The sequence below is a fragment of the Roseobacter sp. HKCCD6576-2 genome (assembly GCF_013179285.1).
Taxonomy (GTDB): Bacteria; Pseudomonadota; Alphaproteobacteria; order Rhodobacterales; family Rhodobacteraceae; genus Rhodophyticola; species Rhodophyticola oceani.
In genome coordinates this window covers 1-24,416 of sequence record NZ_WVNW01000006.1, presented here as the reverse complement: position 1 = coordinate 24,416, position 24,416 = coordinate 1, and the positions used below count along the sequence as shown (strand labels likewise).

At 61.4% G+C, this 24,416-nt stretch carries 23 protein-coding genes and 1 pseudogene; 14 read left to right on the top strand and 10 right to left on the bottom strand.

What is annotated here, in order from left to right; genetic code table 11:
- Nucleotides 1-94 precede the first annotated feature (94 nt).
- From GTF44_RS18060 to GTF44_RS18045, 4 genes are read left to right on the top strand one after another with little or no spacing between them, the layout of a single operon-like run.
- Nucleotides 95-823, top strand: a complete 729-nt coding sequence (locus tag GTF44_RS18060) for a hypothetical protein (protein WP_171562235.1) — start codon at nucleotides 95-97, stop codon at nucleotides 821-823.
- A 1-nt stretch (nucleotide 824) separates the two neighbouring features.
- Nucleotides 825-1,955, top strand: a complete 1,131-nt coding sequence (locus GTF44_RS18055; RefSeq protein ID WP_171562233.1) for a type IV secretion system protein — start codon at nucleotides 825-827, stop codon at nucleotides 1,953-1,955.
- A complete protein-coding gene (locus tag GTF44_RS18050) occupies nucleotides 1,952-2,629 on the top strand; it encodes a VirB8/TrbF family protein (RefSeq protein ID WP_171562230.1) in 678 nt (225 codons plus the stop codon). Before GTF44_RS18055 ends, GTF44_RS18050 begins: the two co-directional genes overlap by 4 nt.
- Nucleotides 2,626-3,765, top strand: coding sequence for a TrbI/VirB10 family protein (locus tag GTF44_RS18045; protein ID WP_171562228.1), 1,140 nt, complete (start codon nucleotides 2,626-2,628; stop codon nucleotides 3,763-3,765). Before GTF44_RS18050 ends, GTF44_RS18045 begins: the two co-directional genes overlap by 4 nt.
- A 61-nt stretch (nucleotides 3,766-3,826) precedes the next feature.
- Here GTF44_RS18045 and GTF44_RS22575 read toward each other — a convergent pair whose 3' ends face one another.
- Together GTF44_RS22575 and GTF44_RS18035 are read right to left on the bottom strand one after the other, a co-directional pair.
- Entirely contained in the window at nucleotides 3,827-3,931 is a 105-nt protein-coding gene (locus GTF44_RS22575) for a type II toxin-antitoxin system CcdA family antitoxin (protein WP_367383415.1), read from the bottom strand.
- A 94-nt stretch (nucleotides 3,932-4,025) separates the two neighbouring features.
- Complete coding sequence (locus GTF44_RS18035) at nucleotides 4,026-4,322, bottom strand: BrnT family toxin (RefSeq protein ID WP_171562224.1); 297 nt, start codon at nucleotides 4,320-4,322, stop codon at nucleotides 4,026-4,028.
- A gap of 45 nt (nucleotides 4,323-4,367) precedes the next feature.
- Between GTF44_RS18035 and GTF44_RS18030 the strand changes: the two genes are divergently transcribed.
- The 8 genes from GTF44_RS18030 to GTF44_RS17995 all read left to right on the top strand — a co-directional run bounded on the left by GTF44_RS18030 (nucleotide 4,368) and on the right by GTF44_RS17995 (nucleotide 13,518).
- Entirely contained in the window at nucleotides 4,368-5,732 is a 1,365-nt protein-coding gene (locus GTF44_RS18030) for a hypothetical protein (RefSeq protein ID WP_171562222.1), read from the top strand.
- Nucleotides 5,733-5,741: 9 nt separating this feature from the next.
- Nucleotides 5,742-6,515: a hypothetical protein gene (locus GTF44_RS18025; protein WP_171562220.1), complete on the top strand. Its 774-nt coding sequence runs from the start codon at nucleotides 5,742-5,744 to the stop codon at nucleotides 6,513-6,515.
- A 172-nt stretch (nucleotides 6,516-6,687) separates the two neighbouring features.
- Entirely contained in the window at nucleotides 6,688-7,608 is a 921-nt protein-coding gene (locus tag GTF44_RS18020) for a toprim domain-containing protein (protein WP_171562218.1), read from the top strand.
- Nucleotides 7,605-8,801, top strand: a complete 1,197-nt coding sequence (locus tag GTF44_RS18015) for a hypothetical protein (protein WP_171562637.1) — start codon at nucleotides 7,605-7,607, stop codon at nucleotides 8,799-8,801. The genes GTF44_RS18020 and GTF44_RS18015 overlap by 4 nt, the downstream gene beginning before the upstream one ends.
- Complete coding sequence (locus GTF44_RS18010; RefSeq protein WP_171562214.1) at nucleotides 8,798-11,395, top strand: type IV secretory system conjugative DNA transfer family protein; 2,598 nt, start codon at nucleotides 8,798-8,800, stop codon at nucleotides 11,393-11,395. The genes GTF44_RS18015 and GTF44_RS18010 overlap by 4 nt, the downstream gene beginning before the upstream one ends.
- 20 nt (nucleotides 11,396-11,415) lie before the next feature.
- Nucleotides 11,416-12,414: a hypothetical protein gene (locus GTF44_RS18005; protein ID WP_171562212.1), complete on the top strand. Its 999-nt coding sequence runs from the start codon at nucleotides 11,416-11,418 to the stop codon at nucleotides 12,412-12,414.
- On the top strand, nucleotides 12,411-12,866 hold the full coding sequence (locus GTF44_RS18000; protein ID WP_171562210.1) for a hypothetical protein: 456 nt from the start codon (nucleotides 12,411-12,413) through the stop codon (nucleotides 12,864-12,866). Before GTF44_RS18005 ends, GTF44_RS18000 begins: the two co-directional genes overlap by 4 nt.
- Before the next feature lie 16 nt (nucleotides 12,867-12,882).
- Nucleotides 12,883-13,518, top strand: coding sequence for a hypothetical protein (locus GTF44_RS17995; RefSeq protein ID WP_171562208.1), 636 nt, complete (start codon nucleotides 12,883-12,885; stop codon nucleotides 13,516-13,518).
- A gap of 482 nt (nucleotides 13,519-14,000) precedes the next feature.
- Here the strand turns inward: GTF44_RS17995 and GTF44_RS21985 are convergent, their stop codons facing one another.
- Nucleotides 14,001-14,555 carry a hypothetical protein gene (locus GTF44_RS21985; protein ID WP_216365324.1) on the bottom strand — a complete coding sequence of 185 codons (555 nt, stop codon included), beginning with the start codon at nucleotides 14,553-14,555 and terminating at the stop codon, nucleotides 14,001-14,003.
- Between GTF44_RS21985 and GTF44_RS22570 the strand changes: the two are divergent.
- Nucleotides 14,451-14,849, top strand: a pseudogene (locus GTF44_RS22570) (transposase); the annotation flags it as partial. The gene GTF44_RS21985 and the pseudogene GTF44_RS22570 sit on opposite strands and share 105 nt — an antisense overlap.
- A gap of 156 nt (nucleotides 14,850-15,005) precedes the next feature.
- Here the strand turns inward: GTF44_RS22570 and GTF44_RS17985 are convergent.
- The 5 genes from GTF44_RS17985 to dctP form a co-directional block, all read right to left on the bottom strand.
- The gene (locus GTF44_RS17985) at nucleotides 15,006-16,529 is read right to left on the bottom strand and encodes a malonyl-CoA synthase (RefSeq protein WP_171562311.1); all 1,524 of its coding nucleotides are present in this window, start codon (nucleotides 16,527-16,529) and stop codon (nucleotides 15,006-15,008) included.
- A 10-nt stretch (nucleotides 16,530-16,539) separates the two neighbouring features.
- The gene (locus GTF44_RS17980) at nucleotides 16,540-17,811 is read right to left on the bottom strand and encodes a malonyl-CoA decarboxylase (RefSeq protein ID WP_171562206.1); all 1,272 of its coding nucleotides are present in this window, start codon (nucleotides 17,809-17,811) and stop codon (nucleotides 16,540-16,542) included.
- Nucleotides 17,808-19,124, bottom strand: coding sequence for a TRAP transporter large permease (locus GTF44_RS17975; protein ID WP_171562205.1), 1,317 nt, complete (start codon nucleotides 19,122-19,124; stop codon nucleotides 17,808-17,810). The genes GTF44_RS17980 and GTF44_RS17975 overlap by 4 nt, the downstream gene beginning before the upstream one ends.
- On the bottom strand, nucleotides 19,124-19,672 hold the full coding sequence (locus tag GTF44_RS17970) for a TRAP transporter small permease (RefSeq protein ID WP_171562204.1): 549 nt from the start codon (nucleotides 19,670-19,672) through the stop codon (nucleotides 19,124-19,126). Before GTF44_RS17970 ends, GTF44_RS17975 begins: the two co-directional genes overlap by 1 nt.
- A 73-nt stretch (nucleotides 19,673-19,745) precedes the next feature.
- Nucleotides 19,746-20,726, bottom strand: coding sequence for a TRAP transporter substrate-binding protein DctP (gene dctP / locus GTF44_RS17965; protein WP_171562203.1), 981 nt, complete (start codon nucleotides 20,724-20,726; stop codon nucleotides 19,746-19,748).
- 138 nt (nucleotides 20,727-20,864) lie between these two features.
- Here dctP and GTF44_RS17960 point away from each other — a divergent pair, with 138 nt between their 5' ends.
- The gene (locus GTF44_RS17960; protein ID WP_171562202.1) at nucleotides 20,865-21,536 is read left to right on the top strand and encodes a GntR family transcriptional regulator; all 672 of its coding nucleotides are present in this window, start codon (nucleotides 20,865-20,867) and stop codon (nucleotides 21,534-21,536) included.
- Between the two features lie 141 nt (nucleotides 21,537-21,677).
- On the opposite strand, the gene mutL is transcribed toward GTF44_RS17960, so the two are convergent.
- Nucleotides 21,678-23,558, bottom strand: a complete 1,881-nt coding sequence (mutL, locus tag GTF44_RS17955; RefSeq protein WP_171562201.1) for a DNA mismatch repair endonuclease MutL — start codon at nucleotides 23,556-23,558, stop codon at nucleotides 21,678-21,680.
- A gap of 358 nt (nucleotides 23,559-23,916) precedes the next feature.
- On the bottom strand, nucleotides 23,917-24,416 hold a 500-nt coding region (locus GTF44_RS17950), incomplete at its 5' end, for an autotransporter outer membrane beta-barrel domain-containing protein (protein WP_171562628.1).

Below are 24,416 nucleotides of genomic sequence, written 5' to 3'. Positions count from 1 at the left end.
GGTGCTTTTCGCGCTGGCGCTTTCGACCTGCTTTCTGGCTCCCGATCTCATGGGATCCGGAGGCGCAGCCCATGCTGGCGCAGGTGGAACGGGTGTGGCGACCGAATGGACGCAAATACTGAACTACCTGGAACTTGCCTCGATCGCCAGGCTCGAAAGCCGGAGCCTCGCCACCGAAGTCGAAAGCCTCGCCACCGAGGCGCAGCAACTCCACACGCAGATCGACTCGTATCGGCTCATGCGCCGGAACATTGAGCAACTGCCCGAGCAGATGCTCGGAGACGTGCTCAGCCCCATCCTGCGGCTGCGCGAGATCGGGGATGAGGTTGGCGGTCTCGTGCAATCGGGGGTCCAGCTCGATGAGTTCCTGCGCTCGGATCTGATCACCGATCCGCATTTCGAACGCCGCGGGCTTGATCGGATCGATATCGCCACGAGCTATACGGACTGGAACAACCGCTGGAATGCCGCCCTGGAAACCAACCTGCGGCAATCCCAATTCTCCCTCGACGCCGTGGAGAATGAAGCCAACCTGATCGATGCGGTGCAATCGCGCTTCGGCAGCGAGGTCGGACAAATGCAGGTTCTGCAGGGCGCCAATCTCATGGCAGCGTCCATGGCACGCCAACTGAACGATCTGCGCACCCTGACAGCCACGCAAGCGGAACAGACCGCAATTGCCTGGAGCCGCGTTCTTGGGGATCTCGACCGGCAGGAGGCCGCGGAGCGCCTGCAGGAGCGGGAGGTGCATGAGACCCTCGAGTCTCTCCGCGACGCGGGCGGCGGCCGCTCCCTCAACGAGATCTTCGGGATCGGAAACTGAGATGCGGGCTCTTGCACACCCCCTGTTGATCCGGTTCGGGATTACCGCCACCGCGGTGGGTCTGCTTGTGGCCCTTGCCGATCCCGCATTCGCACAACCTTCCGGTGCGGGCGGCGCCCTCGACAATGCCATCGAGAACATGGCCAACACCCTTGACCGCATTGGCGACACACTTGGCCAGCGCGCGCAACAGATCCTGTTGGGGTTTTTGCTGATCGAGTTTGTCTGGCGCGGTGGCAAATGGGCAATCCAGGGCCAGGGCCTCGATGAGTTTGCACAGCCGATGGTCTATACGATCGGCATCGTCTCCCTCGTCTGGCTTTTCGCAACCATCGTTCCGGAAATCGTTGACTGGCTCGCCGCGACGGCCGTGGACATTGCTGGCAGCGTCGATGGAAGCTCCGTGATCACACCCTCCGATCTGGTCCGCGACGGGTTTTCGCGGGCAACCTCATGGCTCGGCGAGATGCGGTTCCGGCAACCGTCGACCTATTTCTATTTGATCGCGGCCGTCGTCGCGATCATCGTGCTCGCCATACAGGTCGCCATGGTCGTGGTGATCTATGCGGAACTCTACCTTGTTGGCCTTGCGGGCATCATCACGCTCGGCTTTGCCGGACTGTCAGAGACCCGGCAGATCGCCACCTCCTATGTCCTGATGCTGGTCGGCAAAGGCTTCCGCCTGATGGGTCTCCTGATCATCATCAATGCCACGCAGGAGATCACCCTGACCCTGGCGCGGGCCGATGGCACGGGGCCCGAGAGCGTCATGGCGGTTCTTCTCCTGCAGATCGTCAGTGTCATCCTGGTCCTGACCTTGCCCTCCACGCTTGAGCGCCTGATCGCCGGAGCGGCCGGTGGCTCCAGCGCGTCCGAGGCCATTGGCGCCAAGGTCGGAAGCACGGCAACAACCACCGCCACGACAGGTGTTGCGGCCACGGGCGGCGCTCTGGTCGGCGGGGCAGCCGGCGCGCTCGCGGCCAAGGGTTCCGGCGCGATGAGCATGGCCAGCTCGATGGCCCGAGGTGCCGGTCAAACCTCTCTTGATTGGGGAACCATCGCGAATCGCGGACAGATCGGGAGCGCGGTCATGGAGCGCATGCGATCCGGTCCAAGGGGGAACCAGGAATGAGTGATCAGGTTGATACCGTCCCCGTGCGCCCCGAGGAGCGGGCGCGACGGGCCTGGGAACGCCAGCACGGATCGCTGGCGCAGGAACGCGACAACTGGCGCCGCATCGCGTTTGGCAGTCTTGCCCTGGCAAGCGTCACGATCGCGTTCGGCATCTGGGCGGCGGTCCGCTCCGAATACGTGCCCTATATCGTGGCCGTCGATACCCTCGGGCGCCCACAACCGGTCTTGTCGCCTCGCCAGATCCGTGACTGGCCAGACCCGGTGATCCGATACACCTTGTCCTCCTTCGTGCGGGATTGGCGCTCTGTCTCCACCGACAGATCAGTGATGGAAGGCCGGCTGCGCAGCATCCAGTACTTCCTGGAACAGAACTCGGCCGCTGACCGCAAGATCATCGAATGGGCGCGGGATCCGGCAACCTCACCGTTTCGGACGGCGGAGACCTATTCCGTCGACATCGTCGTGGCCTCGGTGGTCCTGGTCGGGGGGCGCAGCTGGCTGGTCGAATGGACCGAGACACGGCGCGATCGTTCGTCAGGACAAAGTGAACCGATACAGCGCTATCAGGCCACCTTCGTGCTTGGACAACGCACGGTTCGTGATGATCGTCTTCTGCTGGAAAACCCGCTTGGCATGATCATCGAAGACTTCGATCTCGTGAGACTGTCATGAGTGCCCCGAACACAAACGGGCCGCTGACCGGCCGGAGCTTGGGCCCCACCCTCTTCCTTGTGGCCGCCGCCCTGGTTCTGGGTCTCCTCGGCGGTGTCACGCTCACACCGCTTCTGGGAGACCGACAGGTTGCGCCGGTCGATCTGGAACCGGGGGATCTGACGCGGCGCGTCGATGCGCTTGGCATCGACAACGCCCCTCTACCCGCGCCCGCGCCGGTCCCGGCCGCCTCGGCCACCCCGAACACCCCGCCGATCGACCCGGAGACGGAGCGCAGGTTGCAACTTGTGCGGGAGCAAGCCACGACGGAGCAAGCGAGATTGGGGGAGCGCGCCAGGTTGGCGGCAGACTCGCCCCTCACACCGGCTGTCGAGGAACCCGCGGCGCTGGTCGCACGCTCAGATCCCGCCCCGGCTCCGGCAGCACCCGAAGGAGGATCTGCGGCCGAGACAACCGGCACCATCCCACAACTCGCCGCCCCACCGGGGGACAGCGTGACCGGTTCCGATGCGACACAGGCACCCGCACCCACTCAACAACCGCAAAGCGGTCCGCCGACACATCTCCTGGCCCGGGGGGCGGTGATCCCGGCGGTGCTGATGTCACCGATAGACTCGGGCCTGCCCGGCCTCGTGCGCGCCACGGTCAATCGCGATGTCTATGACAGCCTCACCGGCGGGCATCTGTTGATCCCGCGCGGGGCAACACTGGTCGGGACCTACGGCAGCAATGCAGCTGCCGGCCAGCAACGTCTCTTCATAACCTGGACGGATCTCAGATTGGCTGACGGGACGCCCCTCGATGTGACGGGGTTTGGCGCCATTGGTGACGATGCGATGAGTGGGGTTCAGGGGCGGCGCTCAAGCGGGTTCTGGACTGCGCTTGGCGCCTCGGTGCTCTTCGATCTCGCCGGCAACGCGACCGAGATCATCACCGGATCGGATCCGCAACCCGATGGGGATCTGGCCTATCTGGCCCGCGCTGCCACCGGCAGCGCCACCTCCCGCGTGACCGATCAGCATCTTGGCGACCTCCTGGCGCGCGGGACGCGGTTTCGCGTTAATGCCGGTACATTGCTCAACGTCGCCGTGGAACGCGACATGCAACTGCCCGCACAGCCGAGGCGTGCGCGGTGATAGGAGCGGTCTCAGAACATCAGGTTGCGCGCCGGTTTCGGCAGCCTGCGCCCTTTAGAGCCTACAGCCCCAAGTCTTTTCTCAGAAGGGCATTGACACGTTCGCTGAGATTGAGACCCCGCGCCTTGGCCGCGGCGCGCAGTTCCGGGTCCAGCATCAGGTTCACGCGTTCGCGCTTCTCCCCAACCGGCAATGCCGGACGTCCAGGCCGGGCCCTTAAAAAAAAGGCCTCTCCCAACTCGGTGACTTCTCCATCCGCATCAATCAGAGGCTTTGGGGGTCCAGAATGTGTCATATCTCGCAATCTCTCTCTTGTTGGCTTTGCGCAGGCTGATCACCCTGAGCGCACTCTCACGTTGCGTCCACGCAACGACACACAGACGCGCATTTATCAGGCCGATCGTGACGAACCGAAGCTCGCCATAGGTCTTCCGAGCGTCCTGGGCAGTCAGTGCGGTCGTCCAGTCCAGATGCGCGACGTCGAGGAAATCCAAGCCACGCTCGTTCAGGGTGGCAACCCGCTTCGCCTCGTCGAACTCAATCCTCACAGATTCCATATAGACGCTCTTAAGAACCGGATCAATAAATATACACACGTAAAATTGAACCGCTGGCCCTGCATTAGCCTCTCCACCGTTTTGAAATCGATCAGCTTGGCGTTCCTCCTGTCGGTTTTTGCCGCCCTCTCGGCGCGGGCTTGCAATGAAGACACCCTGCTGCAGCTCATCGGCTCTCTGGAAGCGCCGGGCGGCTACGACACGGTCTATTATGGGGTCCGCACGCACCCCCCACGGCCCATCACAACGATGTCAGTAGGTGAGGTGTTGGACTGGCAACGCAGCACCGTGCGCGCAGGCTCCGTGTCATCGGCGGCTGGCCAGTACCAGATCATTCGGGGCACGCTTCAAGGTCTAGTCGATCAGGGCATCGTCTCGCGATCGGACACCTTCGATGCGGCCACCCAGGATCGTCTCGGACGGCATCTGCTTCGCGAGACCGGCTATCGCGACGGCGATGCGTCCCCTGAGACCGCCAATCGCATCGCGCGGGTCTGGGCCGCCCTGCCGCGTGTCAGCGGGCCCGGTGCAGGCGCATCGGTCTATGAGGGGTTCGCGGGCAATCATTCGCTCGTCAGCGCCGACACCTATATGGGTGTCCTCTCCTGCGACATCGCTGTTGCTGACGTTCAACAGGAGGCCGACACGATCCGGCGCGGGGTCCGCATCGGATTTGAATGGGATCGGTTGCTCGATCAGATGGTCGAAACCGCCATGACCCTGTTTATACCTGTCGCCGCGGCCGCCTCCGGCATGCTGCTCACGCTGTTCCTGGTCGATCTTGTTTTGCGCGGCGGCCAGTGGGCCATTGGATCACGCTCCCTGCCGGGTGGGTTTTCGAGTCTCGTGTTCCGCTTCGGTGTGGTGCTGCTGTGCATGATCGTTCTCATGGAGCCTCTGGCCCTTGTCGACATGATCGACGGCGTGGCGCGGTCCCTTGTGCAGTCGGACGGAGGATCGTTCGCCCTGTCGGATTTTGCGGCCGCCCGCATGGCGCTGGTCTACTCGCTCTTTGAAGGCCTCGCCTCCTATCCGTTCCTGATCCAGGCACAGGTTCAGGTCACCGCGCTGTTCATTCAACTCATGCTGGCCCTGCAGATTGCCGCCATCGTCTACTGGAGCTTTCGGCTGCTCCTGATCGGAGCCGCCGGCTTGCTCAGCATCGCGTTTGGGGGGCTCCGTGAGACCACCGGCATTTCCGGTCGATACCTCCGGTCCCTGGTGGCGTCTGGCTTCGCCATCATGGCTGTCCTGCTCGTCATTGGCGTCTTTATCGATCTCGCCTGGATGATGCGGGCCGAGCTGTTTCCGCCGGCCGCGGCCATGGGGATGGTCTTGCTCGATGTGGTGATGGTTGTCCTGCTCTGGATGTTGCCGCGCACCGCCATGCAGATCGTCACACAAGAATAAGAGGTCAAGATGCGATCAACGGGTCAGACATTTCGGGTGCGCATGAACGGGATCCACATTTTTGCAAGCGTGACAGCCCTTGCACTTTGTCTTGGCCTTGGTGGCGCACAGGCCACGCCTGGCGTCACGACGGATCTCCTGACCTTCATTCGGGCGCATGAAGCTCCACGCGGCTATGATGACTACGAGCGGCGCATTCCGATCCCGCCACCGCACCCATTGACGCAAATGACATTGGCCGAGGTGGTGGCCTGGCAGCAACACGTGCGCCGCGCAGGCGCGATCTCCACCGCCGCTGGCGGGTACCAGATCATCTATGGCACCCTGACCGGCCTGATCGAGCGACACAATCTCGATGTCTCCGCGCGCTTTGACCCGGCCATGCAGGATCGTCTGGCGCGGCTCCTGATTGCCGAATGCGGTGATCCCGGCCCCCCGGCGCAACACGTCCGGTTCGGAAACTGTCTGGCGGGCATCTGGGCCGCCCTGCCCCTTCTGACCGGGCCCAATCGTGGTCGATCGGTCTATCGCGGGACTGCAGGCAACCGCGCACTCACATCTCCTGAAGCTGTGCTGGCGGTGATTGCCGGAGGGCCTGTCGTGCTTCCACCGGTCCGCGCCGCGGTCGCGCAGGCGCCTGTGCCGGATTCCGAAGTGCTGGCCTTCGGCGCCATCCGTCTTAACCGCCAGGATGTCCGAGCGGCGATGCGCGGGGCGGCGCAAGCCAACAGCCTCACACCCTCCGTTCATGAATGGGGCTTTGATCCTTATGCCGTCGATTAACCTCAGAAAGCGCGGGAGGCCGTATCCCCCCCGGCGGTCTCGGTCGATTTCGGCCGACACGGTTCGGCCCGAACTCGCAAAGCGCGCTGAGGATCTGTTCGAGAAAGCTTTCGGCCCCCCGGAACGCCGCAGCGGGACAGTCTGGCGGGCCAAGGAGGACGCAGCCATTGCGATGACCATGAAGGGCAAGGAGCGGGGTCTGTGGTTCGACCATTCGGCGGATCAAGGTGGTGATCTCTTCGATCTCGTGGCCATTCTATTCTGTGGCCTGCACTCTGCGCGCCAGGACTTCCCAAAGGTCGTGGAGGCGGCCGCCCGCGTTGCATCGGTTGCGGATACGCCCGTTCCCCATAGTGGCGCCTACGATGCGAGCTCCAAGCGGGAGGCGGACCAGGAAGCCCGGAGGCAAGCCTATCGCAAGATGCTTGTGGCCGCGCTCCGCAGCGCGTCGCGCCCGATCGATACGACACCGGCAGAAACCTACCTCACCTCCCGTGGCATCACGGCATGGCCCGCTGAGGGCCTGTCTTTTGCACCCCCCGTGCCAAGGCTGTATGTCAGGCATCCCGAGCACGCCGCACTTGTGGTCTGGGGAACAGACGACGCCGGGCGCATTCAGGGCGGCCAGCGCATCCTGATCAATTCCGATGGAACGCGCGCCCGGTGCGAAGTCGCAAAGCCGTCCTTTGGCTCTCTTGCCGGATATCCGGCCCGCTTTCCGGCCCGTGTAGACAGCAATCGTCTGATCGCAGCTGAAGGGCCAGAAACGGCACTGTCCTTATGGCTCGCAACCGGGGTCGAAACCTGGGCCCTCTTTGGCGCGTCCTTCTTCAGTCGGGCCCCTCTCCCCACAGATCGGCCCATCGTCCTGGCCCCGGACCAGGATGCGCCGGACAGTAAGGCCGGCCGGGCCTTCTGGCGCTCCGTGGTCCACCATGCCAGGCGCGGCTGCGAACTCTGGATCGCGATGCCGCCTGAGCCATCGGGCAGCAAGAAGGACTTCAACGATACCCACCGCCGGGCGGGCCTGATGGCGGTGCAGGACGCTGTGGCCGCCGCATGGTTGGTGTCCAGATCGGGGCTGGCGGCATGACGGCAGGTACTTCTGATACCGCGCCCGGTTGGGCCATGCGGATACACGCGCCGGTGCTCTTCCTCTTCGCGCTCGTGACATGGGTGCCCGTGATCTTTTATCCGGATGTACCGCTCTGGATCCCCGGCGCGTCCCTTGTTGCTGCGATCATCCTTGGTACGCGAAACGCGCGGCAAGGGGCAGCCGCAGGCTATCTCTTTGGACCAGTGCTGGTCTGCGCCTGGGGCTTGATCGGGATCGGCTGGATGGCCGTTCCTGTCATGCTTGGAGCCGGTCTTCTGTTGATCCTGGGTGGAATCATGGCCGGGCGCGTCGGGATCACCGGCTTCGTGATCGCGCTGACCTTGATCCCGTTTTTCCCGGCCTCCCCCCTGCTCCCGCTCGCGGACAGCCTGCCCGGTGCAGGCCTGTTCGGGCTGGTGGGCGTATTGGCCCTCTTCGCGCTTCTGGAGCTGGCGCGGTACTGCGCGCACGTGCCGAACACTGCCGCCAGTTTGATGGCCTTGATCGGAATCTATGCACTCGTCCACCTTGCCAACACGGATCAATCCGTGCAGACCGGGGGCGCGGGCTGGAGCACGGTTGCGGAACCCATCACCGTGACCGAACGCGTGGGTTGGATCCTGATCCGCGACGCGCTCCCGCAAGGCGCGACGGCGGTGCTTGGGGAATCCGTTTTCGACGCCGAAGACCGCAGCGCCACCGCCTTCTGGTGCAGAGCGGCGCGCGACAAGGACCTGACACTCTTCCTTGGCGTCTCCGAACCCTATCGCGATACGCGTCGCGGCGCCGTCTGGCGCTTTGACCCGAAAGTCTGCAACGAGTTTGGGAGTCCTCGTCCGATCTATCGTGCCGTGATGGGCATTCCGACGGTCACGGGAACCTGGAGCCGGATGGAACCAGCCGTCTCGCCACCAGACACCAGCGATGACCCGTTTGATGGGCGGATCATGATCTGTTTGGAGGCCTTTCTACCTTGGATATGGCTGCCCCATCTGTTGGATCGCTCCTCACATGATGCGCCTTTTGTCGTGCTGTCAAACGACACGGCCTTTCATCCCCTCCCCGTTTGGCATCTCCGGCACAAGTCGGCGGGCGCCATGGTGGGTCTGATCGGAGCAGAGGTCGTCCATGCTGAAACCACACGAGGCTTTCTCCTGAAGGACACGTCCACCGCGGAGGGTGCCCCATGATCGACACGCGATCCAGCCTTCGTGCCTTCGCTAGGTTTCTCGCTTGGTTCAGCGCCGTGGCCCTCATCACCGCCATCGGGTTTCTGGCCCTGCGCCAGCTCTGGCTTGGTCAGGTCATCAACCGTGATCACTTCGATCCCTGGCTCATCGCCGTCTGCCTTCTGCCGGCCGCAGCGGCCCATGTGGCAGCCTATACGATGGACGAACGGGGACCACATATGTGGATCCTCTGGGTGCCGGGTCTTGTCCTCTACGCGGTTCGGCCGTGGCGGACGGAGGATGGCTGGCAGGCCCTCTGGGTGTTCGATGATGCGGTGGATTGGATCCGATCGCTCGTCTTCGATTACCACTACACCAGTGATTTCACCTTCAATGCGGCGACGGGCTTTCTGATCATGGTACTGGCCGCTTGCTTCGTGGCGGCCCGCTTCACGATGGCTGTGTTCAAATGGTTTGAACGCGCAGGCCGGGGCATGATCGGCGCCGATACCCGCGGCACCCGCGATCGGCCAGGATTGACCAAGGCGGAATGGGCCAGTCAGCGCGATGTGCGCAAACGCTTCCATCACCCCGGAGGTATTGTGATCGGCGAGCACACCGATCCCCTGCGGGACTCCCCCAATTTCGATCCCAATGTCGCGCGATCCTGGGGGCGACAAGGCAAGGGCCACCTGATCACCCTCGATCCCGCCGTGGGCAATGGCCATGTGATCGTGTTTGCGGCGTCAGGTGGCTACAAGACTGCCGGTCTCGTCATTCCGAACATCCTCAATTATGCAGGGCCGCTGGTCGTGTTTGATCCCAAGGGCGATCTCTATGCCCGCACGCGCCATGAGCGCGCGCGAATGGGATACAAATCGGTCCTGATCGATGCCGATAGCGGGTTCGATCCCTTCAAGATGATCGCCCCGCTCGCACCACTGGCCCCCTCCGTCTATCTGCGCATGGCCAAGACACTCATGCCGCTTGGGCAATGGCGCTCAGACAATAGCGAGTATTTCCACGAGATGGCTGTGAACCTCTTCGCGGCACTGACGGCACATTTTGTGGAGGAAAGAAGCCCAAATGTAGCGATGGAGATTTCCCGGTTTATCAACCGCAGCAGAGACACAGTCATCTCCGAAGCAATCGAATACGCCTCGAAGCACGATATGGCATTCGTCCGTGATGAGCTTCTTGGGATGGCTGCATTGGAAGAGCGGACCTGGCCCGGCGTCATCAAGGGTATGTCCAACAAGCTGGCGCTCTTTCGATTTCCCGATGTGGCCCAATTCGGCCACTCAACCAAGTCACCCGTAGAACACCTTTCAGCCCTCGATCCAGACACGGATATCTACATCAACCTTCCGGCGAGCGCGGCAATGGACTTCTCGTCTTTCCCGCGCCTGTTGCTCGGCGGCATGATGGTGGTCGCGGAACTCCTTGAGCAACCGGATCGACCACGGGCACGTCGCCTGTTTCTGATCGATGAAGCCCGGGTGCTGGAAGGCATGACCGAACTCCTGCACATCCGGGATGCGGGCCGCTCGATCGGCATGCACCTGATGCTGATCTACCAGAGCCTCGGCCAGCTCGAAAAAGCCTGGGGCGGACCGGCCGGGGCCGATGCCTGGCTCGACAGTTGTGAAGCCCGGATCATCAGCGCCTTGGGCAGCCGGCGCAACGCGTCCGATCTCTCCGAAATGCTCGGCCGCCACACGTTGCGTATCGTGACGGCCGATGCGTCCAGTTCACGCGATCTGTGGTCCCCCATGCGCGGCAGCACATCGGAATCCGAACGCGAACAGTTGCGCGAGGTGCCCCTCATGACCGCCGCAGAGATCGGACAGTTGCCGGCTCATGGACAGGTGATCATGACACGTCGGTCGGCGCCCATCCTGGCCAGCAAGGCGGTGTATTTCACCCGTCGCGATATGGCCGATCGGGTGCAAACACCGGAGGCCGTGGCAGACGAATTGGCAGCCGTGAAACGCCGGAGCAAAGTGCTGAAGAAGATCTCCATAGAGCAAGTGGAACCACAAGAGGCCGGCCGTCGCAGAACCGACCGACCGAACACCAAAGGCAGGGGCCAAGACACCGGAGCTCCGGGCGGAGATCCGCGGCAGGGAGACCCGGATGGCGCCCAGGCCTCAAAAGCCAGCGGCAACAAAACACTCCGCTTTGTCAGCACACGATCCAACCGTGAAGATCGCGAAACGGAAGCGGCTACCAAAGTTGCGCGAGCGACCGGGGCCGGTGGTCCTGAAGAGCGCGACCGCGAGAAGACCGGAAAAAGACCGAACGAACCCCCTGACGTTCAGGCGAAGAACAGAGTGCCGCAGTCGACCAAAGAGATCCAACAAGCCGATCTGTTCGATGCGGCCCAAAACAAGCCCGAGATCTCCGTTGCGAGTTGGTCAGACGCGGATGACCAGGAGCTCAGAGTGCATGTCGAGAATGCTGAAAGCACGGCCGCGATCGCAGCGCTCATGGGACGCCAACCGGAGGAGATCGATGAGCGATTGGCGATGCTTTTTGGTCCGAAACCCGGATCTCAGGACACAGATGGCAGCGCGGATGATCCGACCGATCCTGAACCACACCTGCCTCTATGAGCCGATCCAAGGAATGCAAGATGGACAGCCCAAGCGAAGATCGTAGGATCGACCAGCCAGGATCTCTTGTCCCCCGTCAACAGGAAGCGGCGGAGAGATCCACATGGATCCGGCCGGGCCTGCCCGCCGATACTCTGGTGTTTTCAGATCCACCCGCCGGGACGCGACGCGGATCGGTGCTCAACCGACTGATCAAGCGCCGACCGCCTGCCCACGCCGGCATCCCGGTGAACCTCGCCCCCTGGACCTGGAAGCTCCTGCCCCACCCCCAGGATCTGTCCTACCGATCCCCCCTCCTGAAACTCTTGGACAGGCTGGATTGGTATCTCAGCCATCCTGCAGATCGCTATCAGGTCTTTGCTGCAAAGCGGGCCCGGCGCCGGGAGAGCTCCATCGCCTGGGGGATGAGGCGCATCTCGACACGCCTGCGGGGCACGGCCCCTCTCGCCCCCGACTGGATGACCCCGGAACGCCAGACCCATGCTGACCTGATCAAACGCATCATGCCTATGGCTGCGGATCTGCCGCCCGGCGGCGACCGTTACGATCCTCTGCAAAACGGCATTCCTGCTTCAGAGGACCGTCCGCAGTTCCATTCCGGCGAAGAGCCCTCGGCCCTGTGGCTCCCGAAGGATCTTGGCCCCTATCCTGCGGATCATCCCAAGCGTCTGGTCTTCGAACATCGTACGGGCGTAAGTGGTGCCTGGCTCTTTCTTGCTGCGAACGTGATACGTGTCGGCAGCGAAGACTGGTTGCAGGGACTGAAGTCGACGGCTGAGATCCCCTGCGTCGCCGGGTTCTTCGACGCCTGGCCTGAGATCCCGATAGATAACCGTGCTGCCGATCCGGGAGGCCTCGGGCGATACATCCCGCTGTCCTATTGGCCCGCCGCTGTCTGGATCGACACCTTGCGCGGGCACCACCGCCTCTTTCGGCAACCGGTCAGCCCGATTGGGATCCCGCTTGGTCCGGCCATCAGTTGTCCCTGTCCCGATCACGTGACGCTGGAGCACACATGACCCGCGCCGCAGTCCTGCCCTCCTGTGCCATCGCGACCGTATTGGGTCTGGTCTGGGTTGCGGCCGGAATTGGTCTCCTGATCGGCAATGCCACAACATCGGTGCCGCGCGGGCTCTACGTTGCGTCAGCGCCTGAAACAGCCAGCTACGTCACATTCTGTCTCGGGGATCGCCATCGCAACGCCCCCTACTACGAGTGGTTCTGCTCCCGCGATCACCCGGACGGCATTGGCATCCTGAAGCGGGTACAGAGCCGCGCAGCGGACGGCATTGTTCTGGTCGCAGGCGATACCCACCGCGCCCTCGATAGCCGGATCCTGGGACCCATCCTACCGGGTGAAATTACCGGCTGGTGGCGGCCGCTTATTCAAATCAAGGGAACACGAGATGACCTCAGAGACGCGCAGGAAACGGCCCCAAAAGGACCCGAGGAACAAGCTCGCGGATACTGAGGCTGAGATCGAGCGGGTGAAGACACGCGAAGAACGCCGCTTGATCCGCGCTGCAGAGAAAGAAGGCTTCTTCCGATTGCGGTTCAAGACATCCGAGATCCACGAGATGGTTCGGATCGCAATAGACGCAAACCCAAACCGGGCATATTCAACCTTGTCCACTCTCGGAGCACGCCGGGGCCGTCTCGCCCGAAACCTCCGTGCTGACGATGCGCGTCGGAAGGCTATTTTGGGGGCATTCATCGTCGCCCAATGCCGTCACAAACCCGAGTTACACGCGTCCATTCAGGAAGAGGTTCGAGCCTTTCTATGGTGTCATCCAGACAAAGGCATCGCTACGGCCAATATCGCGCTCTTGGCACCGTTCTTCGAAGGTGCACAACAGAATGATATGGTAGACCTTCACCCCTCCGCGCCCGGCCCCAGGGAAACAGAACAGCGTCGAAAACTGCGCACCCGCCGACTGATCCTTTTGGGCGCCTGGGTGCTTGATCGGTATACGTTTGATCCATTGGTGCGGCGGGTTGCGGCTGAGCTCGACACGTTCCTGGAGCAAGATGTCAACGAAGACCGCAATCGCACGCTGTTGTCTGACGTTTTGCGCGCGACAAGATCGGCCAGCAGGGCTCCATCTTCGTTACCTGAAAGCTGACATCCATGATATGAACACGCAATAAAAACAGAGCGGGGGAACACTCGATGGATTCGATCACGGAGCTATGCCAGCAAGTTAAACAGAAATGAATAGCCGCGGGCATGACGCAGCTTGAGCCCCCCTAGAGCGCGTCGCGCGCCAACAATTGAGTATTCACCAGAGAATGCTAAAAATCTTGCAAATGAGTTGCAGTCGCGCCAAGGTCTGGCAGTGTGACAATAGGGCCTGATCACGAAGATGTGGATCAGTAGGCCACCAGATGCCGGGACTGAACCCCTTATGTGTCTCTTCTCTGCTATAGTCTTCCCCGTCGCCGGTCCCGGCCAGGTCCGGCGACGGGGTGGGATACAGCGCTGAACACCTTGTGGTCTGACCACGCTTTCTAGCAGGCTGATCCCACCTCTCTTCACCGTCTCGGACAGTTGATGGCGGCCCGTTTGTGGGGCCGCGAAGTATAAGAAAGAGAGAGTGACATGATATCAGCAAAACCCATAGTCGGCATAGATGTGTCGCGAGATTGGCTTGACGGGTTTTGTCTGCCCGAAGGAACCAGATTCCGGTTGGTAAATTCGGCGGAGGGGCGTGAGGAGTTGATCTCGATTATTCGGAAGCAACCTGCCCCGGTTGAGATCGGCTTCGAGGCAACCGGGGCAGGTGTGGGCTTTGTGGACAATGCTCGTGGCTGCGGACATCGATGCCAGACAGCTTCCTCCAACCCAGATCAAAGCCTTTGCAAAGTCGAAAGGTTCGCGCGCGAAGACGGACATGATTGATCGTTGCCCGGCAGTGCATCGCGAAGCGGTGTCACGAGAGGGACGGAACTCATTGCCCAATTCCTGCAGTTCCGACCAGAGGCAGGACGGCGGCTGCCGAACGAAAAACGACGCATTCTCAGAACTTTGACAACGCGTCGCGCGCAGATCGTCGATATGCCCAAACGGCTTGCCACCCAGGTCGCAGCACGTAGGAAGCAAGGCGTTGCGGCTGATGTCGAAGGTATGGACAATGATCTTAAAGCCCTGCTGGACAGCCAAGTCCGCGATATCGAAAGTCAGATAAAGGTCGCTATCGCTCAGGACGACAGGTCCGCAGAAAGAGCGAAGCTGCTCTTATCCGTTCCAGGAACCGGACCCGTTTCTGCGGTGCTCCTGATTGCGGAAATGCCCGAACTCGGCCGCATGACGGCTGGCGAGGCCGCCGCCATGACCGGCCTCGCACCGATGCCACATGACAGTGGTACCATGCGCGGCAAAAGAGCTATCGCGGGCGGGCGGCAGTCACTCCGGCAGGTGCTGTTTCAGGCTGCTCTTACAGCCGCCCGCCACAATCCAGCTCTGAAGCCTGTAGCCAAACGTCTGAAAGAACGTGGCAAGCCGCACAAGCTCGTCACTGTCGCTATCGCACGAAGGTTGATCACAATCGCAAGCGCGATCATCAAATCCGGCAAACCCTGGCAACTTCAACTCAGCGAAGAGACAAAGTTGCTAGGGTTGCGACGGCTCGAAGAGTTCCGAATACTGCTCTCGCAAGATGTTCTTTTGCACCTTACCCATCGTGTTTCGCGGCAGTTCATCAATCTGAATCAGCTTTCTGGGCTGCTTGAAGCGAGCGAGCGTCTTGGCCGTGGCTTCGGTGATGGCATCGAGATTCAGGCGTTCCTCCTGCGCGGGCACGATCAGGCCCAGCACCATTTCTCCAAAGTCAGCATGCGGTACACCGATGACCGCGCTCTCCAGGACGCCAGGTTGATCATCAAGGATCAACTCGATTTCCTTGGGGTAAATGTTGTAGCCACCCGAGATGATCAGGTCCTTGTTGCGCCCGACGATATGCACGTAGCCATCGGCATCGATCCGGCCCAGATCCCCGGTGATAAAGAACCTGTTCTCGCGGAGTTCGGCCGCGGTCTTTTCGGGCATCTGCCAGTATCCCTTGAACACGTTGGGCCCGCGCACCTCGATCTGGCCGATCTCACCTTGCGGCAGCGCTGCCTCGGTCGTCGGATCGCTGATCTTCAGTTCGACGCCGGGCAGGGGGAAACCTACAGTGCCAGCACGCCGCTCTCCCTCGTAGGGGTTTGAGGTGTTCATGTTGGTCTCGGTCATTCCATAGCGTTCTAGTATCCTGTGCCCTGTTGTAGCTTCGAATTCCTCATGGGTTTCAATCAGGAGTGGTGCGCTGCCCGAGATGAACAGGCGCATGTGTCCGACAAGATCGCGGGTCAGCCGAGGATCCGACAGAAGCCGAGTGTAGAATGTTGGAACGCCCATCATAGTCGTCGCCTCGGGCATGCTCGCAATCATTGTGTCGGTGTCGAACTTCGGCAGGAAAATCATGGAGCCGGCCGCGGCAAGCGTGACGTTTGTGGCCACGAAGAGTCCGTGTGTGTGAAAGATCGGCAACGCGTGCAGAAGCACATCGTCGGAAGTGAAACGCCAGAACTCCATCAGCGTCTCCGCGTTCGACAGCAGATTTCCCTGGGTCAGCATAGCGCCCTTGGACCGCCCCGTCGTGCCGGACGTATACAGCAAGGCCGTCAGATCATCCGTGTCTCGCGACACCGTGGGGAATGCGCCTTGCATACCTTTTGCTACCGATGGCAGGCTACCGGAGCTATCGGCGTTCAGCGTTTCTATCCGGGCAGACAGCCGGTCTGCAATGGGGGCAAGTGCTGCGCGGGCGGTCTTGTCACAAACAACCACGTGCGCGCCGCTGTTCTCGATGAAATAGGACAGTTCATCGACAGTGTAGGCAGTGTTGAGCGGAAGGAAGATCACTCCGGCTTGAACGCAGGCAGCGTAGAGCGCAAGCGCCTCCGGTGACTTGTGGACCTGTACGGCCAGACGATCACCCGGGCCGAGGCCTATTGCGACGAGCGCGTGGGCAAACCGCGCCGCGGTTTCGAGGAACGCCTGGTAGGATAACTCCGCGCCGTCCGCGAGCTTGAGGAAGGTCGCGCCGTTGCCTGCATGTGCGCCAAAAAGGCGGTCATACAAGGGGTTTGTCATTGAGTTGCTCCTACACGTTAGCCCGCCGGTCGGCCTCTTTTTCGACGGCTTTTTCTGCGACTGCTGCCAGCGCTCTGATTTCGGACGAGGCTGCGATTTCGTAGGAGGTGGCGAAGCGCTCGTGGTTCTGCGCCACACTGCCGAGATCGTAGAGGTAGTTGACCATCGCGCCGCCCGACTGCCGTAACCCCTTTTCGGAGACGTCGGCCTTGGCATGCACACGGTGCACCTCGGCGCCGTTGCCGAGGTGGAAGCGCGCTACGGGATCGAGCGGCAGGCCATCGGGCCGCTTGGCCGTTGTGAGATAACGCGCCGCAAATGCGCGCAAGCAATCATCGTCTTCACGGTCGGCGTCAGGGGCATGGGCTTCCATCCAGGCAGTAAGTCCCGGGATGGGTGACAAAGTCACGAAGGTCTTCAACCCCGCCAGCTCCGTCGAGAGATCGGCCGCGACCTGCTTGATCAAAGAATTACCGAAAGAGATGCTGGCCAGCCCTGCCTGGCAGTTCGAGATCGAATAGAACACGGCCGTATCGGCGTCCTGGGCGGCGAGCATATCGCGCTCGCCCGACAGGACGGCCTGCACGGACCCGGCGATCCCCGTTGTAAGGGCAACCTCGACAAAGATCAGCGGCTCGTCGGGCATTGCGGGATGAAAGAAGGTAAAGCAGCGCCGATCCACAGGCTCCACCCGGCGGCGCAAGTCCTCCCAGCTGTCGATAGCGTGGACGGCCTCGTAAGCGATGATCTTCTCGAGGATATGGGCTGGGCTTTCCCAGTTGATCGGGCGCAGCACGAGGAAACCGCGGTTGAACCAGCTTGAGAAAAGGTGACGGAAATCGAGGTCCAGCGCCTCCAATGACGCTTCGCCACGGCTCAACCGGAGCAGGTCGGCGCGCATGGCAACCAGTTCCTTTGTGGCGCCCGGTACCTGGTTGAGGCGGCGGATGAGTTCCTGCCGGGGCGGCTCGGCGGCGGTCGTGAAGGCGCGGTAGCTGGCCTTGGATTGCCCGGCTTCGTAGGCATCGAGCGCGGCGCGCACCTGAGCGGGCTCAATCGCCATCCCGGTCGCGAGATGTCGGAAGAAGCTGAGCTTCTCCTGGTCGTCCGAGGCGGCGAAGCGCTCCAGGATCACACGGGCCACATTCATGCCCGATATCTCGCCCGTAGCTCCAATCAGGTCGGCGGTCAGTGCCTCGAAGGGACGGTCGTCCCGCGTCACCCGGCCCCAGCGTGGGCGGCGCTCGAATACGGTGGATAGGAGGTCATTGAGAATTGTCATATCTGCGGTCCCATCACGGCGTCAGGTAACCAAGTGGCAATGCCCGGAAAGAAGCATAGGATGATGATCGCGATCACCATGCAGGCTACGTAAGGCAAGGAGCCCTTAAGGATCGTCTTCAGCTTGATCTCGGGTGCAATGCCATTGATCACATATAGGTTCAGACCCACCGGTGGCGAAATCAACCCGATCTCCATATTGATCGTCAGGATCACCGCGAACCATATCGGGTCGAACCCCGCCGTCGTGATGATCGGCAAAAGGATCGGGGCGGCCATCAGGATCACGGCCACGGGCGGCAGGAAGAAGCCGGCGATCAGCAGAAAGATGTTCACCGCGAACATCAGCACCCATGGGTTCACGTCGAGCGTGCCGATCCACTCGGCGATGGCCTGCGTAATGAAGAGCGAACTGAGCATGAAGCTGAACACACCCGCGGCACCGATGATGAACAGGATCATCACCGATTCCCTGGTGCTGTCGCGCAGCACGACCCAGAGTTCCTTGGGATTCCACAGTTTGTAGATGATCATCGCGATGATCAGGCACATCAGCGCGCCCACGGCCGCGGTCTCCGACGGCGTCGCGACGCCGCCATACATGGCATAGAGCACGCCCAGGATGATCAGGATGAAGGGCGCGACGCGCGGCAGGATCTCGAATTTCTGCTTCCAAGTATAGGCGACCTTGCTGAGCACCTGCATATTGCCCGACCGCGCAGTCGAGTACAGCGACCAGATCATGAAGAGACCCACCAGCATCAGTCCGGGGAACACGCCGGCGAGGAAGAGCCGCCCAATTGAGGTTTCGGTCGCGATCCCGTAGACGATCATGGTAACGGAGGGCGGGATCAAAATGCCGAGCGTGCCGCCCGCCGCGATGGAGCCCGATGCCACCTCGTCGGGATAGCCGCGATTGCGCATCTCGGGTATCCCCATCTTGCCGATGGCCGCGCAGGTCGCGGGGCTGGAGCCTGACATCGCCGAAAACAGCGCGCAGGCCCCAAGATTGGAAATCACCAGGCCGCCTGGAACGCGGGTGAGCCAGCGCTCCAGCGCTTCGTAGAGATCGGCCCCGGCGCGCGTAGAGGCTATCGCAGCCCCCATGATAATGAACATCGGGATCGACAGAAGTGCAAAATTGTTGAGCTTGCCCAACATGATCTCCGGCATCAACTCTAGGGACCGTAACCCGTCGAAGACAGTCAGAAAACCGGCCGAGACGATCAGCAACCCCGTGGCGACGGATACGCCCGAAAACAAGACAAGGATGGTGAAGAAGGCGACCAGCGTGCCGAGGACAAGAGGATCCATTATCCGTCCTCCAAGCCGAAGGGCATATCGACGCCGATGGCGACGGCGACCATGTCGGCGATAAGCTGCAGGATGAAGAGCGCGAAGCCGATGGGAAGCGCTAGATACGGAATCCAGAGCCGCACGCCCCAGACCGTGTCGGACCGCCAGTTCCGCTCCCACGCGATGTGCCAATACTCAAAGGAATAAAAAGCCATGATGCAAATGATTGCGCTGGCCGTCGTCATGGTCACGAAGAACAACACCTTGCGCAGGCGCATCGGCAGCGCGAGCGGGATCAGATCCACGTTCACATGGCCGCGCAAGTACTGCACATATGGCAATCCTAACATGGTTGCTGCGATGATCATGTAGACGACCGCTTCGGTCTGCCAGATCGTCGACTGGTTCAGTACAAAACGCACAAAGATCATCTGGCAGGTGATGATCACAGAGATCACGATCAGCGCGGCAGCGGTCCAGCCCGACAAGAGCGACAGAAATGCCACGCCTTTAAGAAACGGGTTGTCCCCGGAGCGCGCGACAGCGCCCGAACTCTGGCCAGCCATACCAGCCTCCTCGTGCCTTAGTGAAAGTCCTGTGGTCCGGGCCGCCGCAATGGGGCGGCCCGGAAGGGAAGGATTACTCGACGGCCAGCGCCAAATCCAGCAGTTCCTGGCCCTCGGGATAGTCCGCGACGAAGGCGGCGTAGGAGGTTTCATGTGCTAGCGCGCGCCAGGCCTCAAAATCCTCTGCAGTCATTTCCGCGATCTCAACGCCCGCGGCCTCGAAGACTTCGACGGATGCTGTATCCTCGGCCTTGGCTTGTTCCAGGTAGAACGTCTCGGCCTCGGCGGCGGCGGCCATCAGGGCCTCCTGCTGTTCCTCGGTCAGGTCGTCGAAGGTCGGCTTGTTCATCAGGAGCGGCTGATACATGAACCAAAGCGCCGTGTCGGCAGCGGGGGTGTAGCAGTCCACCTGCTCGTAGATGCGGAACGACACGAAGGACGAGGAGGACGTGTTGGCGGCATCCAGAACACCCGTTTGCATCGCGTTGTAGATCTCGGACGACGCCATTGAGGTGATCGAGGCGCCGGCACCAGCCAGCATCTGCTCGAACGCGCGGCCTGCGGCGCGGGTCTGAAGGCCGTCGATTTCAGCTGGTCCGGTGATGCAGCCATCGACACCGGCGAAACCGCCGGCCAGATAGCCGTGGACGAGGACCATCACGTCATCCTCGGCCATGATTTCCTCCATGCGGTCCATGAAGGGGCTGTCGACGAGACGCGCGGCATGGTCGTGGTTGCGCACGAGACCGGGCATGAGGGTAAGGTTGTAGGCGGGACGCTGTCCGCCAGCGTAGCTGAGCGGGAGCACGGTCATATCGAGCTGGCCACGGCTGAGCGGGTTGTACTGCTCGCGCGGGGCGAAGAGCGAGCGAGAGGGGTAGATGGTGATCTCGAGCCCGACATCGGCCTCAGCCACCCGGTCCGCAACGATCTGAGCGACCTGGTGGCGGATGTCCTGCGTAGACCACTGATGCGACAGGCGCAGTTCCTGCGCAGAGGCACTACCGGCCAGCAGGGCGAGGGCGGCGGCCTTTGAAATCAAGGTTTTGTTCATTGGTTTCCTCCCAAAACGAATCCCCGACTCCCCAATCGAGGTTGACAGCCTATCGCATGTTTTGTTTTGTGGAGCAACCGTCCTGTATACAAGATAGAGGATCTTGCGTTCTGAAATGTACATATCTAAATACAAACTATGGATGTACGCCGCGCTGACAAAATCGCCGAAGTGCTGGAACAGATGATTTTCGATGGCACATTAGCCGACGGGGATCGCCTCGACGAGGTGCAACTGGCCGACCGGTTCGAAGTTTCTCGCACACCGATCCGAGAGGCGTTGCAACGGCTTGCGCTTTCGGGGTTGGTCGAGGCAGTGCCGCGTAGGGGTGTCTTTGTGAGGCAGCCGGGCCCGGTCGAGCTTCTGGAAATGTTCGAGGTTATGGCAGAGCTTGAGGCCATTTGCGCGCGCCTCGCAGCCACGCGCATCACCGATGCAGCACTGGCCGAACTGCATGTAACCAACGATCGATGCAACGCGGCTGTCGAGGCGCGGGATGCGGATGGGTATTACGGGGAGAACGAGCGTTTTCACGCAATCCTCTACAGGCAGTCGGGCAACGGCTTCCTTGAACGGGAGTGCCTTGGCTTGCACAAGCGGCTACAGCCGTTTCGACGCATGCAGTTGCGGTTGCGCGGGCGGTTGCGTCAGTCCATGGGCGAACACAAAGAGATCGTTGCCGCTCTAGAGGCTGGTGATGGGGATGCTGCCGCATCGGCAATTCGGTCTCACGTTGCCGTACAAGGCGAAAAGTTTCATCACCTTATGGCATCCCTCAAGCCTGTAACGGAAGCCGCGTCTGGTCTTTAATGGCATTATCATCATCTACTGAAATACAAAACAGCTCGGTCAGATCATCGGCAAACGCAGACTTGCCGGAACCCAAGACCTGGGAGACCCGCTCTCACATGTCTCACCGCTCGGTTCGGCACACCGTCTGAATCGACCCCATTAGGCTCTTCCAAATAGCTTTTCGATGTCCGACAGTTTCAACTCAACATAGGTCGGTCGGCCGTGATTGCATTGACCTGAGTGCGGTGTGGCCTCCATCTGGCGGAGCAACGCATTCATTTCATCTGCAAGCATACGGCGCCCGGATCGAATTGATCCGTGGCAGGCCACACGGCTGAGAATTGCATCGATCCGAGTTTTTACGAGGTCGCTGCTCCCATCTGCAATCAACTCGTCAGCTACGTCACGCACAAGCGCCTCCGCATTGACCTCTCCGAGCAAGGCAGGGGTTTCCCGCACCGCAACGGAGGATCCTCCGAATTGCTCTATGACAAGCCCGAGTGCCTTCAGATCATCCGCAACTTCGAGTACACGGGCAGCCTCTGCATCTCCGAGTTCGATGATTTCCGGGATCAAAAGCGCCTGACTCGCAGTCCCGTTTTCAGCCGCCTGTGTCTTCAGTCGTTCGTAGACCAAGCGTTCGTGTGCCGCGTGCTGATCCACGATGACAATCCCATCGCGCGTCTGCGCGATGATGTAGTTCTCATGCACTTGGCAGCGGGCGGCTCCGAGAGGACGGTCTTCTGTCGTAGGACTCTCGTTTTGCTGATCATGCGCACCCGTCTCACAGTTCGGTTCGGTGGCGGCAAATTCCTCTGCGATCTGGCCGCTGACGGCATCGTTTAACTCGGGAAACTTCGGCGCTTGCGCGGCATGAGCGGCCCGCAAAGCGCCAGCGGACGGACGCTGCATCTGGTAGACGCGGGCTTGCTTTGTCGGCTCAGGCCTCATGGAACCTAGCGCTGCATTCGCCACAGTGGAGGAGGCTCTGTGCCCTGCCCCCGACAGCGCGGCCTTCAAGGCGGCAATGACAAGGCCCCGGACTTGGCCCGGATCGCGGAACCGCACTTCCGCCTTGGCTGGATGTACGTTCACATCAACCTTTTTCGGGTCGCAATCGATGAACAGGACCGCCGCTGGATGACGGTCCCTGCTGAGAAAGTCGGAATAGGCATTGCGGAGGGCTCCGATCAGAACCTTGTCGCGCACGGGACGACCATTGACGAAGAAATGCTGCATCACGGCCGCGCCTCGAGAAAAGGTAGGCAGGGCAGCATATCCGATCAGCCGCATACCCTCCCGTGTCGCATCGATGGGCAACGCGTTTTCCGTGAACTCTTTGCCAAGCACATGCTGAACTCGATGTTTGAGCGCCTCGAGAACGTCACCTGACTCCGCCTCGGCTCGAAATGTGACTCTGCCGTCGCCTTCACCACTGAAATCCTGCAGCGTGAAGCTGATACCGGGCTCCGCGATCGCAAGTCTCTTTGCGATCTCGGTTATGGCCTGCGTTTCAGCCCGGTCTGATCGGAGGAACTTCAACCGCGCGGGGGTCGCATAAAACAGATCGCGCAACTCGACCACCGTTCCACCACCAAGGGCTGCCGGTGCCACAGGCTCTGCGCAGCCGCCCGACACCGCCAGCACAGCCGCGTCGAACCCTTCCGCTCGGCTGGTCACGATCAACCGACCAACCGCGCTCAAGGATGGCAGGGCTTCCCCCCGGAACCCGAAGGTTGCAATATTTTCAAGGTTGCTCCCGTCGATCTTGGACGTTGCATGACGCGCAAGAGCGAGTGGCAGATCGTCCGGGGTCATGCCGCAGCCATCGTCCGTAACTCGTATGAGCGTTTTGCCACCATGCGCGATGTCGATGTTGATACGCCGTGCACCGGCATCGATGGCGTTCTCGACTAATTCTTTCACGGCGGCGGCTGGCCGTTCGACCACCTCCCCTGCTGCAATTCTGTTGATTGCAATGTCATCAAGCTGACGGATTTGCGGGCGCGTGATCTGTTCAACAGTTGCCGAGAGCGTCATCAGTGGTCCCCCATTGGTTGCTGGCCATCAGACTCGGATCCGATAACCGCGCGAGCATTTTGATTGTAGAACAATATGGGAACACATGCAACGCGCGTCGGTCTTTTGGTCGTGCTGTGATTCGGCTGGAGACGGAGATGGGGGAGCTTCAGCAGGCAGCCTATCTGTGTTTGCACTTGCGACGTGTTCCTCGAAAATCGCTGTGCTGTAAGGCATCATGATTGATGTCACGGACCGCGACAGGGCGGCCTCCTGCTTTTCGGGCTAGAACGCCGCCCATTTAGTCTGCAGCGTACACCGCCATCACCGAAGCGCGCTCACGTGCAGTGCTCCTGTATCCATTTGTGCGGCCGCCCCTCTAGAACACCACTTTCAGCCCTGCGCTTGCGCTGAGGGCGCTGGCATCCCCGGCGTTGCCGAGCCCGGTGGCATAGGAGGCCTCGCCGAACAGGTCCACGCGGTCAGTCCACGCATAGCGGCCCCCAAGGCCAACCCCAAGCGCCCAGGCCTCATTCTCGCTCGTCAGCGACGCGCCGGCCACCTCCACCGTGCTACCCGCGCCGAAATCATGGTACAGGTTCACGATCCCATAGAGGCCACTCGCCCCCTGATCCTGCGCCGCAAACTCAAGCCCAAGACGCAGCTGCTGGCTGGACGCGTCGCTCAGCGACACACGCTGCTCCCCCCGCGCCTCACTCGTGAAGTCACTGAACGTGACAGAGGACAGGCTCAGCTGTGCCTGCGGGATCACCGACAGTCGGGAGCCAAGGTCAAGCTGCTGGCCGGCCTCGATCGACAGCGCGAAGCCCGTCCCGCTGTTGCCCTCCGTCAAGCTCCCAAGGCTGTCAGAGCTCAGAT